Source organism: Microbacterium sp. NPDC058269 (assembly GCF_042881445.1).
Lineage (GTDB): Bacteria > Actinomycetota > Actinomycetes > Actinomycetales > Microbacteriaceae > Microbacterium.
This window is the reverse complement of record NZ_JBHVXT010000001.1, coordinates 560729-572979: the sequence shown is the minus strand read 5'-3', so window position 1 is coordinate 572979 and position 12251 is coordinate 560729. Positions and strand designations below refer to the sequence as shown.

General features: G+C 68.9%; 13 protein-coding genes. 5 read left to right on the top strand and 8 right to left on the bottom strand.

Annotated features, from left to right (window positions below; all coding sequences use genetic code 11):
* Window position 1: 1 nt before the first annotated feature.
* Window positions 2–1063: an iron-siderophore ABC transporter substrate-binding protein gene (locus ACFVWL_RS02865; protein WP_387178216.1), complete on the bottom strand. Its 1062-nt coding sequence runs from the start codon at window positions 1061–1063 to the stop codon at window positions 2–4.
* Window positions 1064–1259: 196 nt separating this feature from the next.
* The gene (locus ACFVWL_RS02860; protein ID WP_387178213.1) at window positions 1260–2102 is read right to left on the bottom strand and encodes a helix-turn-helix domain-containing protein; all 843 of its coding nucleotides are present in this window, start codon (window positions 2100–2102) and stop codon (window positions 1260–1262) included.
* Window positions 2103–2221: 119 nt separating this feature from the next.
* Here ACFVWL_RS02860 and ACFVWL_RS02855 point away from each other — a divergent pair, with 119 nt between their 5' ends.
* Both ACFVWL_RS02855 and arfB read left to right on the top strand, forming a co-directional pair.
* Window positions 2222–2641: a DUF4279 domain-containing protein gene (locus tag ACFVWL_RS02855; protein WP_387178210.1), complete on the top strand. Its 420-nt coding sequence runs from the start codon at window positions 2222–2224 to the stop codon at window positions 2639–2641.
* A 45-nt stretch (window positions 2642–2686) separates the two neighbouring features.
* Complete coding sequence (arfB, locus tag ACFVWL_RS02850; RefSeq protein ID WP_387178207.1) at window positions 2687–3127, top strand: alternative ribosome rescue aminoacyl-tRNA hydrolase ArfB; 441 nt, start codon at window positions 2687–2689, stop codon at window positions 3125–3127.
* Between the two features lie 15 nt (window positions 3128–3142).
* Here the strand turns inward: arfB and ACFVWL_RS02845 are convergent, their stop codons facing one another.
* The gene (locus ACFVWL_RS02845) at window positions 3143–3748 is read right to left on the bottom strand and encodes a TetR/AcrR family transcriptional regulator (protein ID WP_387178205.1); all 606 of its coding nucleotides are present in this window, start codon (window positions 3746–3748) and stop codon (window positions 3143–3145) included.
* Window positions 3749–3818: 70 nt separating this feature from the next.
* On the opposite strand from ACFVWL_RS02845, the gene tet(42) reads away from it, so the two are divergent.
* Window positions 3819–5105, top strand: a complete 1287-nt coding sequence (gene tet(42) / locus ACFVWL_RS02840) for a tetracycline efflux MFS transporter Tet(42) (protein ID WP_387178203.1) — start codon at window positions 3819–3821, stop codon at window positions 5103–5105.
* A gap of 15 nt (window positions 5106–5120) precedes the next feature.
* On the opposite strand, the gene ACFVWL_RS02835 is transcribed toward tet(42), so the two are convergent.
* The 5 genes from ACFVWL_RS02835 to ACFVWL_RS02815 all read right to left on the bottom strand — a co-directional run bounded on the left by ACFVWL_RS02835 (window position 5121) and on the right by ACFVWL_RS02815 (window position 10134).
* Window positions 5121–5954 (bottom strand): nucleotidyltransferase domain-containing protein, encoded by an 834-nt coding sequence (locus tag ACFVWL_RS02835; protein WP_387178201.1) that lies wholly within the window; start codon window positions 5952–5954, stop codon window positions 5121–5123.
* Window positions 5955–5970: 16 nt separating this feature from the next.
* Window positions 5971–8046, bottom strand: coding sequence for a bifunctional lysylphosphatidylglycerol flippase/synthetase MprF (locus ACFVWL_RS02830; protein WP_387178198.1), 2076 nt, complete (start codon window positions 8044–8046; stop codon window positions 5971–5973).
* A 45-nt stretch (window positions 8047–8091) separates the two neighbouring features.
* On the bottom strand, window positions 8092–8904 hold the full coding sequence (locus ACFVWL_RS02825; RefSeq protein ID WP_387178196.1) for a tyrosine-protein phosphatase: 813 nt from the start codon (window positions 8902–8904) through the stop codon (window positions 8092–8094).
* 90 nt (window positions 8905–8994) lie between these two features.
* Complete coding sequence (locus ACFVWL_RS02820) at window positions 8995–9657, bottom strand: DsbA family protein (protein WP_387178194.1); 663 nt, start codon at window positions 9655–9657, stop codon at window positions 8995–8997.
* 72 nt (window positions 9658–9729) lie between these two features.
* Window positions 9730–10134, bottom strand: coding sequence for a hypothetical protein (locus ACFVWL_RS02815; RefSeq protein WP_387178192.1), 405 nt, complete (start codon window positions 10132–10134; stop codon window positions 9730–9732).
* A 101-nt stretch (window positions 10135–10235) separates the two neighbouring features.
* Here ACFVWL_RS02815 and ACFVWL_RS02810 point away from each other — a divergent pair, with 101 nt between their 5' ends.
* Window positions 10236–10586 (top strand): PLD nuclease N-terminal domain-containing protein, encoded by a 351-nt coding sequence (locus ACFVWL_RS02810; RefSeq protein WP_387178189.1) that lies wholly within the window; start codon window positions 10236–10238, stop codon window positions 10584–10586.
* Window positions 10587–10600: 14 nt separating this feature from the next.
* Window positions 10601–12250 carry a 2-succinyl-5-enolpyruvyl-6-hydroxy-3-cyclohexene-1-carboxylic-acid synthase gene (gene menD / locus ACFVWL_RS02805; RefSeq protein WP_387180901.1) on the top strand — a complete coding sequence of 550 codons (1650 nt, stop codon included), beginning with the start codon at window positions 10601–10603 and terminating at the stop codon, window positions 12248–12250.
* The last annotated feature ends 1 nt before the right edge of the window (window position 12251 follow it).

Below are 12251 nucleotides of genomic sequence, written 5' to 3'. Positions count from 1 at the left end.
ATCACTTGCCGGTGATGGTGGGCTCGCCCTGGAGTGCCCCGGCGAGGTCGTCGACGTACTTCGGCAGGATGTACTTCAGCGAGAGCACCGTGGGCGCGCTGATGGCCGAGGCCTCGGCGTCGTCGGCGTAGATCACATACGAGCCGTTGGCGATCGGGTTCCAGCGCGACACGACCTTGTTCTCGACCGTGTACGTGCCCTCGTCGGCGCTGCCGCCCCAGGCCGCGAACAGATCGGCTTCCACGTCGTAGAGGTTCTCGAGGCTGACGCCGGTGTACCAGTTGTCGCCCTCCGCGGTCTTGAGGAAGCTGTCCATCGCCGGGGTCGAGGTGAATCCGAGGGCCTCGGTGATGCGCACGCGGGGGTCGTACTCGAGGTAGACGCCGAGGTCGGTGCCGCCCTCGTTCAGGGTCAGACCCCAGACGAAGGTCTTGTCCTCGAACTCGGGGTGCTCGCCGGCCAGGGTGGTGATCTGCTTCTCGGTCTCGGCGATCAGCTCATCGGCCTTGTCCTCCTCGGACAGTGCCTTGCCGACCGTGCGGGTCATGTCCTCCCAGGTCCCCGGGTTCCAGGGGCCTTCGATGTAGGGGACGGTCGGGGCGATCTCGGTCAGGCGCTCGTACTCGATGTCGGAGACGCCGGAGTAGAGGCTCAGGATCAGGTCGGGCTTGAGCTCCTTGATGGCTTCGTAGTTGGGGCCGTCTTCGAGGAAGGGGATGATCTCGGGGGTCTCGCCGTACTCCTCGGTGACGTAGTCCTCGAACCAGGGCTGGTAGCCGCTCTCGCCCGCGCCCCAGACCTCCTCCATGCCGACCGGATTGGTACCGAGGGCGGCGACGATGTCGGCCGTCATCCAGCCGAGGGTGACGATGCGCTGCGGCTTCTCCGGAATCACGGTCTTCCCGTGGCCGTGCTCGATGATCACGCCCTCCGTCGCGCTGGAGTCGGAGCTGGATTCCTCGGGGCTGGACGAGCACCCGGCGAGGGTGAGGGCGGCGGCGAGGGCCGCGGCGACCAGGGCGGAGCCTCGGCGGATCTTCGGGCGCGCAGAAGCGAGCGACATGGTTCTCCTTCGGGAAGGGGGGAGGGGTGTTGCCGCGTCGACGCGGCGAGAAGTTAGGTAAGCATGCCCTAACAGAACGATGCTAGAACGCGGACGCAGCGCTCAGTGTCGCGGGAGCGACGACTTGTGTCGCGGAACCGACAATGACGGTCGGATTCGCCGTCAGGGGATCAGGATCGCCCCGCTGTCCCCGCCGTCACCGCCAGTACAGCTGGTGCGCGGCGTCGGCCTGCACGCGGGCCACGTGCTGCCGGGGAGTGAGCCCGAAGCGCTCCTTGAACGCGGCGGAGAAGGCGCTCGTCGTGGCGTACCCGCACCGGTGCGCGGCGGCCCCGATCGGGGTGCCGTCGACGATCAGCCGAGCCCCGAGAGTCATCCGCACCCCGGTGCGCCAGCGTCCGAAGCTCATGCCGACGTCGTTCTGGAAGATGCGCAGCACCGTCCGTTCGTGGAGTCCGTGCGCGAGGAACAGCTCGACCGTGCTGCGGGGATCGCCGGGGTCGGCGAGCACGGCCTGAACGAGCGGGGCGACCCGTTCGTCTGAAGGGATCGGCACCTCGCCCCAGCCACCGGCATCCTCCGGCAGCGGCTGTTGCAGCATCTCGATGAGCACCGACTGGATGCGCACGCGCAGGTCGGTCGGCATGTCGTTGATGCCGAGGTGGAGGAGCATCTCCTGCACCGCGCGGGGTACGAGCACACGCGTGATGCCGTCGACCGGCGCGATCAGCGAAGCATCCGGGATGTAGGTGTAGCAGCCGGTCGAGTCTGGTTCGTGATGGGCGGTGTGCGGGGTGTGCGCGGGAATCCACACACCCTGACCCGGAGCGAGGCGCCACCGCGCATCCTGCAGGTGCACCCACACCGTGCCGCGGTAGCACCACGCCAGCATCGGATCGGCGTGGCTGTGCGGCGGCGAGAGCGGGCGAGTGCCGGTGTCTTCGGCGGTGACGACGCCCGTGCCCATCAGGTACGGCTCATTCACGGTCGACGGATACGAGGGGCTCGCCGCCCAGTCGTCCTGCCGGTATGAGTTCATTCGTGCTCCGCGTGTGGCGGCAGGCACCGTCGGGGGAGTGAGCGCCGCCTCGCCATGCTATCCGTCGGCTGCATCTCATCGGCGTTCCTCGCGCGCCGGCTCGCGTCTATGCTCATCCCATGATCCAGTGGGGCAGGGCGACGTTCACCGTGCTGTCGGAGACCACTGATCCGGATGTCGTCACACAGCTGTTGGGCCTCGATCCGAGCGAGGTGTGGCGCAAAGGGGAGATGCTCCGGTCGAGTCGGGTCCGCACGCATCATGGGTGGTCCCTCGATGTGGGTGCTCTCGACAACACCGAGATCGATCAGACGGGAACGCGGCCGTTGCGCGAGCTCCTTGACCGCTGTACCGCCGCAGCAGGGCGTGTCGCCGACCTCCCGGAAGACTGCGAGGCGCGCATCTGGTGGTCCGCCAGCTCCGATTCCTCTCAGGGCGGCTTCGTGCTGCCGTTCGAGCTGGCCGCGCAGATCGGGGAGCTGGGCGTCGATGTCTACGCAACCGTGTACCTCGCCGAAGGCGACGAGTCCGACGACTGAGGAAGCGAGGTCGAGGATGGCCCCGCGAGGGCCGATGATGGACACATGCCATCCGCCCATCGTCCCGGTCTGCGGGTCTCGTCGGGCCTCACGATCCCCGAGGCCGAGCTCTCGTGGCGCTTCTCGCGGTCATCCGGGCCGGGTGGACAGGGCGTCAACACCGCCGATTCCCGCGTGGAGCTCCTGTGGGATGCGGCGAACTCGATGGCGCTCACTCCGCATCAGCGCGAGCGGCTCCTCGACCGACTGAGCGGCCGCCTGGTCGATGGCGTCCTGGCGATCGTGGCATCCGAGCACCGGGCCCAATTGCGCAACAGGGATGCGGCGCGGGAGCGGCTCGTCGCCCTGGTGGCGGAGGCTCTGCGTCCGCCGGCACCGCCTCGACGGCCGACGAAGCCGAGCCGCGGGTCGAAGGAGCGCCGTCTGAAGGCCAAGCAGCGGCGCACTGACGTCAAGAGTCTGCGCCGGCGCCCTCGCGACGACTGACCCGGCGCCGGATAATCACCTGGCGAGACGCTCTTCGACGGGGTCCCACCCGCTCTCGAGCACGCGGAACCCCGCGTCCACGGTTTCGAGGGGGTCGTCGCTGTCGTTGATGAGCAGCTGCATCTGCAGCACGAACCGGGCATAGACGCGGATCTCGGCGACAGGCTCGCTGAGGCCGAGTTCCTCGGCGATGGCCGCGGCGAGGGCATCTTCGTGTCGGAGCCACATCTTCGCCGCATAGTCGCGCAGTGCCGGCGTCTCGTTGAGGAAGCGCATGAAGACACGGGTGACGTCGTCACCGTGCTCGTCGAAGTTCGCCTTGACCTCGGTGGAGAAGAAGTCGTGGATCGCGTGGTTGATCGTGCTCCCCTCGGGGCGCTCCCGTACCGCCGCGACGAGGCGGTCACGCTGCTCGTCATCCTCGTCGAAGACGAGGGCCTCCTTCTGCGGGAAGTGCGCGAAAACGGTTGTGGGGGAGACGTCGGCGGCATCGGCGACCTCGCGGATGCTCACGTTGTCGAAGCCGCGCTCCAGGAACATCACCGTCGCCACGTCGGAGATCGTCTTCCGGGTCGCGGCCTTCTTCCGTTCGCGGCGTCCGAGGGGCTCTGGATTCGTCATGACGACAGTCTATCGTGGACCGACTACAAACCCGGCTTGACACCAAAACTGGTATCGCTACACTTTCGGTATGACTTCACCTACTACCCTCACGCGACGGGATCAGAACCGCGCGTGGATCATGCTCATCGTGCTCACGATGCTGACCGTCATCGGTATGACGGTCGTCCTTCCCGTGCTCCCGTTCGTGGTGCTGCAGTACGTCTCGCACGAGGGCGACCTCGCCATCTGGGTGGGCGTGCTCGAGGCGGTCAACGGGCTCTGCGCCTTCCTGGCTGCGCCCTTCCTCGGCAGGCTCTCCGACCGCTTCGGTCGTCGACCCGTCATCATCGTCGCCGCGTTCGGCGCCGCGTTCTCGATGGCACTGTTCGGCATCGGCGGTGCGATCTGGGTCCTCGTCCTCGCTCGCGTCATCCAGGGACTGACTGCGGGAGATCTCCCCGCCCTCTTCGCCTACCTCGCCGACATCACCCCGCCCGAACAGCGGGCGAAGCGGTTCGGGCTCCTCGGCGCTCTCACGGGGATCGGCACCATGGTCGGGCCGGGGATCGGCGGTCTGCTCGCCGCGGTGAGCATCCAGCTCCCCGTCTTCCTCACCTCCGCGGTCGCCCTCACGATCGCCATTCTCAGCATCTTCCTGCTTCCGGAGAGCCTCAAGCCCGGCAACCGCATCAGCGCCATCAAGCTGCGCGACGTGCAGCCGTTCGCGGTCTTCAAGGAGGCGTTCGGCCGCAAGGAGCTGCGTGGACTGATGATCGGTTTCGGCCTTCTCGCGCTGCCGTTCGGGTTCTTCGTGAACAACTTCAGCGTCCTGGCGCTCGACTCCATCCAGTGGGGCCCGACGCAGATCGGTCTCCTGACCGCGGCCGTCGGAATCATCGACATCCTCATCCAGGGTGTGCTGCTCGGCATCCTCCTTCCGCGCATCGGCGAGCGCGGAGTGATCATCAGCGGCATCGTCGCGCAGATGGTCGGTCTCGCGGCGCTCGCCATCGTCGCCTCGATCTTCGCTCAGCCCTGGGTCTTCATCGTCGGCGCCCTCATGCTGGCCGCGGGCCAGGGCGCATCCCAGGCGGCGATGGATGGCGCCATGTCGAATGCCGTCGGTGACGACGAACAGGGCTGGCTCGGCGGAGCGACGCAGTCGCTGAACGCGGCCATGGGCACGGCCGCCCCGCTCATCGCGGGGTCGCTCTACGCGCTGGTCAGCCACGCCGCGCCCTACTGGCTCGGTGTCGCGATCATGATCGTCGCCGTGATCGTCGTCAGCCGTGCGCACATCGCAAACACCGCGAAGCGCCCGGAAGGCGGTATCGCGGGCGAGGCGCCGGCGGAGGTCGTCGAGACGGTCGGCTGAGGATCAGGTGCAGGATCAGGATGAGGGAGCTGCCGGACGCGGTAGCTCCCTCATCCCTGTGATCGAGGCGAGTAGTTCCTCCGGCGTCGTCCCGAGGTTCCCGAGCGCCGCTGCCGCAGCCGCGCTGAACCCCGCCGTGTCGAGCGGGAGCCGTGCCACGTTCGGCACCAGGCCCTTCTCGTTCGTGACCCACTGTCCGGCGGCGGCATGCCAGGCGTGAGCGGTGAGCATGGTCGTCGTGGTGCCGCACAGCGAGACATACGCCGCGTCGCCGGACTTCGCACCCTTCATGGCCGCGTTCAGCAGGAAGTCGACCTGCCAGAGGTTCGCGAGGAACGCGTCCCGCAGAGCCTCCGGGTAGGGGGTCACGCTGCGAGCCAGCCCGACCAGGAGCCCGTCCGGATCACGCAGCGGCACACTCGTCGCCACCTCGCCCGCATAGGCGACATCGAGGAATCCCAGCGGGTGCCCTGGCTGGGTGTGGAAGGCGAACTCGCCGCGTGAGGCCCGCGCGCACTGCTCCTCGACGCGGGCGATATCGCGAAGGATGAGGTCGACCGGCACTCCGTCCACGATCAGCCAGGCGCCGCCGTCGACCCAGGGGCCCCATCCGCCGCGCTCGGCGAGCTCGACGGCCTCGCCGGTCCATCCGCTCGCCACGCGTGCGATGCCGACGCGGTCCACGTTCGCGTCCACATACAGCCCCAGATCGATGTCCGAGTCGGGACGGTGCGTTCCGCGAGCGCGACTGCCGCCCAGCGCGACCGCCTGCACGCCGGGAACCCGGCTCAGTTCGTCGGCCATGGAGCGGAGGCGGTCTTCATCGAGCACGACACCGATCGTACTCACGTGGACTTCGAGGTACTCAGTCCTTCCCGCCGCGCACGAGTTCGAGCCCGGCTCCGGCGAACTGCCGCAGCGTGGCATCCGGCAGGAAGGCCCGGGTGAGCGCCCCGCCGATGCGGGTGAGGTCGCTCTCGTCGCGGAACAGGAGGTACATGGTCTCGTATCGCGGATGGAACTTCTGCTTGAAGCGGTGCAGCGACCCGAAGCCGTACACCGGCTCCAGCGCATCGGCCAGCCGGTCGCTCAGTGCCGCGATCATCCCGGCGTCGGGTGGATAGTCGTGGGCGAGCGGGGCTCCGGAGAGAGACATGATCTGCGCGCCCTCGTCGGCGAACTGTCTCGCGGACGATCCGATCAGGTACTCCATCACGGGCCCGAAGCCGCCTTCGCGCCGACGCATGAGGTCGAGGGTCCAGCCGTGTACCGCACCGTCGCTGCCGTACACGGGCAACCAGGAGAGGAAGCCGTCGACGTCGCCGTTGGGGGCGAGCGCCAGGGCGAGGCGCACCTCCGGGTCCTCCGCCTCGTCGAGCGTGCCGAGTGTGAAGCGCATCTCGGGCAGATCCTTGTCGCCGACCCAGGCCTCCGAGATCGCCCGCAGCTGCTGCTGCACTCCCCACGGCTCCGCCTTGAGGTGCGTCATCCGGAAGGTCATCTCCTCCCGGCCTGCCTTGTTGAGCGAGGTGCGCACCGAGTTCCAGCGCTTGCCCGTGAACTCCAGTCCGGGCAGGTCGACGATCGCGTCGTCAGCCACCACGATGCTCCGCCAGGTCGAGGGGACGGCGGCGCGTGTGGCCTCATCCGCGCTGAAGAAGCACGGAACGAGACCGGCCAGCTCCGCGGCGTGGATGAAGTCGGTCACGGCCTCGGCGCGCGCATCCGCCGGTCCGATCGGATCGGCCAGCGCCAGTGCGACGCCGTTGCGTCGCTGGTAGGCCACGATCCCGCCGTTCACGCGCGCGTAGCTATTGCCCTCCCACGTCGTCATCCACGAGAGCGTCCCACCGCCGTGGGTGTGGAGTTCGTGTTTCATGTCGTCGACGGTCGGGGCGGGTTGGATGCCCAGCTTCGAACGACGCTTCGCCCGGAAGGCACGGCGCACCCACACCAGGTAGACGAGCATGATCAGCCAGAGGAAGCCGTTCGCGAGCTCGAGTTCGGTCTCGCCGTCCCACCGCACATCGAGCTGCGCCTGACTGAACACCGTGATGAGGATGAGCACGAGAGCCGCGGTCAGGACGTTGAAGATCCCGAGCAGGAGGGCGAGCACCCACGCGAAGCGTCGTCCCCGGCGCAGGCCGTTCACGAGCACGAGGATCACGACGAGGTCGATCGCGAGGCTGATGAAGCCGCCGGATACGGGCTCGGTCGGGCCGAAGGGACCGTCGGTCGGAAGGAGGGTGGTGATGATCTCGACCGCGCCGAGCACCAGCATCGCCACCACGGCGATCAGCCGCTGCTCACGGACTGTGGTGTGCCGCACCCGCAGCGTGCGGTCCACGACGAGGATCAGCAGCACCGCGAGCAGGTGCTCGAGATCAGCGACCTTCCCCCAGAAGAGCATCGCGATGAACACGAAGCCGAGCAGGATGAGCCAGCCGCGCACCTTCCACGGCGGACGGAACAGGCCGACCGCCGCGGCGATGCACGCCATGGTGCCGCCGGATGCCCCCACATCGAGCGCCTGCGCCTGCTCGGTCGCCCATGCCCACGGGAACTGCGAGAGCACATACAGCAGCAGTGCCGTGGCGAAGATCGCGAACAGCTGACCGAGCCAGTAGTAGGCGAGTGCCACGCGCGAACCGCGACGGAACTCCAGGTAGGCCATGCCCCAGAAACCCGCGATCGTGAACAGGTACACCCACGGCTGGTTCACGAAGAACGTGCCGGTCAGGGGGGTCCACCACTTGCCGTCGGCGAGGTTCGGCAGCCCGTAGGCGACGGTCTGGAACAGTGCCGTGTCCTCGAAGGGCGCCCAGAGCCCGCGCCAGACGACCCCGACCGCGAAGATCAGCAGCACCATCGTCAGGGTCGCCGGTATCCGCCGGACGACGGCGATCACAGGATGCGGAGAGGGGGAGCGCTCCTCGGTCATGCGCTCAGCGTAGCGAGGGAGGCGTCGCCTCTGCGCAGGCCGCTCCTACTCGCCGCGGAGAACCCGGCGAAGATCGGCGATCTCCTCATCGGTCATGCCGCCGCTGCGCAGATAGCCGGACACGTCACCGTGATTCGCGCTGATCCAGTCCATCGCCGCCTCGATGGCCGAGGCGGGGGATTCGGTGGCCAGGGTCTTCAGCGCGGGGGTGAGGGGGACGCCGAGCGAGGTGATCAGCGCGGTGAGCGCTTCGGCGAACCCCCGTGCGAGGTTCTTCTCCGTCAGCGTGTAGTCGGCGACGATCGCCTCGCGCGGCACCTCGGCGACGAGCAGCAGGACTGCGGCGGCGAGACCGGTGCGATCCTTACCCGCGGTGCAGTGGAACAGCACGCCGGGGCGCGAGGTACGGGAAGACTCGAGCACCGTCCGGGCGATGGTCGCGAACTGCGGGGCGCTCGCCTCCAGGATCGCGACGTACAGCTCCTCCAGCGTCGGCACCCGCTTCAGCACCTCGGCGACCTGGGTCACCGAGAGCCCGGCACCACCGGCGGCCGGAAGCAGCTGCTTGACCATCTCGTCCATCGCCCCGCCCTGCATGGGCAGAGTCAGCAGTGTCACGCTGCCGTCATCGGGCAGGCGGTCCGCGGCACGGGAGCGCTCGCCATCGGTGCGCAGATCGATCACGGTGCCGATGCCGAGGTCGGCGAACGCCTGCAGCCCTTCGTCCGTGAGCGCGGCGAGGGCATCCGAACGGAAGAGGAGACCGGAGGCGAGCGTCCCACCTCCGGAGGTCGGAAGGCCGGCGAGTTCGCGGGCGTTGTGCGTCGTCTGCAAGGCGGTCGAGATATCGATGGTCATTCTGGCCCTCTCCTGGGTATGCGGCCAGAATATCGGTGCGGAGGGACCGCGCGGCTCCGACACGGAGGCCGCGCGATCCCGCCTGCCGTCTCAGCCGTTGAGGGCCTTCTCGATGGCCTGTTCCAGGTCGTCCCACTCCTGCAGCGCGACCTTCTCACCCCCGACGAAGAAGGTCGGAGTGCTGTTCACCTCGAGCTTCGCGCCGTCGGTCTTGTCCGACTCCACGCGTTCCGCGGTGGCCGGGTCGACGATCGCGGCGTCGTACGCGGCCATGTCGAGGCCGAGTTCCTCGGCGAACCCGCGGAACACCTCGGGCGTCTCCTCGGACTGCTCGCCCCACTGCGCCTGGGTCTCGAACAGGCGGTGGTACATGTCCTCGAAGCGGTCCTGCTGACCAGCGGCCTCGGCGGCCAGAGCGGCCTGCGTGGAGTTGATGTGCCCGGGCAGGGGGAAGTAGCGGACGACGTAGGTGATCTCGCCGTCGTACTTCTCGCGGAGGTCTTCGACGACGGGGTAGAACGCCCCGCACGCCTCGCACTCGAAGTCGAGGAACTCGACCACGGTGATAGCGCCCTCACCCCCGTCGTCGATCACATGGGAATCGGTACGGACGGTCTGCTGCGGTTCTTCGCCCTCTCCGCCTTCTGACGGCTCGGCGGGTTGCTGCTGGCTGATGGCGAAGACGATTCCGGCGATCAGCAGGACGATGGCGACGGCGATGGCGATCAGGGTCGCTTTGACAGAGTTCTTCATGGAGTCTCCAGACACACGGGTACGACGAGGGAAGGATGCCGCTTCGGGGCGGCTCGACACACGCGTCGGTGTTCAGGTGCGGGAGATGGAGAGCTGCGTGAGAGTGAGAGCGGCGACGATGATGCTCGGACCGGCGCGACTCGGCGATACCGCGCGCGGGGCGCGGGTGCACAGAGGGCGGGTTCCGTGGCCCGTGAGTCGATGGAACAGCAGGACCAGCGCGACACCGCCGATCACCGCCAGGAGACACATCCCCACGCCGGACGAGAGCGCGTCGACCGTGCTCGCCCCCTCCGGATCGGCGGCGGGCGGGGCGGCTGCAGCCGACTCCGAGACACCGGATGCGAGGCACAGCGTCGCGTGCACATCGGCTGAGCCCCGTGCGGTCGACCACGCGCCGACGACGAGCAGGAGCGCCAGGCCGACGGCGATGATCACGCGGGCGATCAGCATCCGCTCGGCCCGTGCTCGCGGCATCGGATCCGGCGATGAGGGCAGCATTTCCCGCGCAGTCTAGCAACGCCGCCTCTGTCCTCTCCTCGGGGCCGGGAGGCGCTCCGCACGCCTACACTGGAGGGGTGGCGAGACTACTGATCGTCGGCGGCTTCCTCGCCGCCGTGTTCTGGGTGTTCAGCATCGTCGACTGCGCAGTGCAGCCGGCGACGCGGCACCGAGGTGTGTCCAAGCCCCTCTGGATCGTGATCGTGGTGCTCCTTCCGGTGATCGGCGGCATCCTCTGGTTCGTGATCGGCCGCCGACGTGCGAACGATCCCGGTGTCCGTCCGGTGATCGCCCCGGATGACGACCCCGCCTTCCTCCGCAGCATCAGCAAGACCGAGCAGGATGCGCGCATCCACCGCCTCGAAGAGGAACTCGCCCGTCTGGACGAGGAGACCGACGAGCCTCCCGCCACGGACCAGCGCCCGTGACCTCGTCGCCGGCCATGGAGACCGCGGCGTCCCTGATCGCCGACCTCATCGCGCAGGGCGTGCGCGACATCGTCGTGTCGCCGGGGTCGCGCTCACAGGCCCTCGCGCTCGCCGCGGTGCGCGCTGCGGATGACGGCCACGTCCGGGTGCACGTGCGCATCGACGAGCGGGTCGCCGGTTTCACCGCGCTCGGCATCGCCCGTGAGACCCGAGTGCCCGCCGCCGTGGTGTGCACCTCGGGCACAGCCGTCGCAAACCTGCTGCCCGCGGTGATGGAGGCGTTCCACTCCGGCGTGCCGATGCTGCTGCTCACCGCCGACCGTCCGCCCGAGCTGCGCGGCGTCGGCGCCAACCAGGCGACACTCCAGGACGGCCTCTTCCAGCCCTGGGTGCGCGACCAGCTCGATGCGCCGGTACCGGGAGACGGCGACTGGGCCGGACTCGCCGAACAGGCTGTGGCGGCGGCGATGGGCGCTCGCGAGGTCGAGAGCGGACTCCGCGGCATCGCCGGCCCCGTGCATCTGAACCTCCCGTCGCGGGAGCCGCTCTCGGGCGATCTGCCGTCGATCGCCGTCGTCCGGGGCGAGGCGCCCGCGGCGCTGAGAGACGAGCCGTTCGAGCTCGACCGCGGCCCGCGAACCGTCGTGATCGCCGGGGCCGACGCCGGTCCCGATGCCGAGGAGATCGCGCACGCCGGCGGCTGGCCGCTGATCGCGGAGATCGTGAGCGGTGCGCGGTTCGGGCGCCAGATCGTGCACGGCTACCGTCGCCTGCTTGCGCGGGAGGATCTCGGCGGACGCATCGAGCGGGTCGTGGTCCTCGGACACCCGACGCTCAGCCGTGAGGTGGCCGCGCTCCTCTCCCGCCGCGACCTCGATGTCGTCGCCGTGCGCTGCGGCGGGGAGGAGCTGAACCTCAATCACCGCACGCGCGGGGTCGATGCCGTCACTGTCGCTTCGGGTGCTGCAGACCGCGCGTGGCTCGGCGAGTGGATGCGGGCGTCGGCCGTCGAGACCGTCGATCTGAGCGAGCACGCCCCCGATCCGGAGGCGCTGGCATCCACCGACTTCGCGGCCCGCAGAGAAGCGGTCAAGGCCGAACTCGACGCCGTTCGCCGCCCGCTCGACCGCGAACTGCTCGCCGACGCCGTGTGGCGCGCCACCTGGCCGCACGACCGTCTGGTCTTCGGCTCCTCCCGGCTCGTCCGGGTCGCCGATCAGGTGCTGGGAGGCAAGAAGGTCCCGGTCCATGCCAACCGCGGCCTCGCCGGCATCGACGGCACGATCGCCACCGCGACCGGCGTCGCCATCGCCAGTCAGGCCGCCGGGGCACCCGGGGTGACGAGAGTGCTGCTGGGCGACCTCGCGTTCCTGCACGACGTCGGTGCCCTCCTGCTGCCCCCGGATGAGACCGAGCCCCGTCTGCAGGTCATCGTCGGCAACGACGGGGGAGGCACGATCTTCGACTCCCTCGAAGTCGCCTCCTCCGCACGCCCCGGCGACCTCGACCGCGCTTTCTACACGCCGCACACCGTCCGCATCGAGCACCTCGCCCTCGCCTACGGCTGGGAGTACCAACGGGTGACGACTCGTACGGCACTCGATCAGGCACTGACCTCGCTCCGCGGCGGACGCCAGATCATCGAGGTGCCGCTGGCGCGTTGAC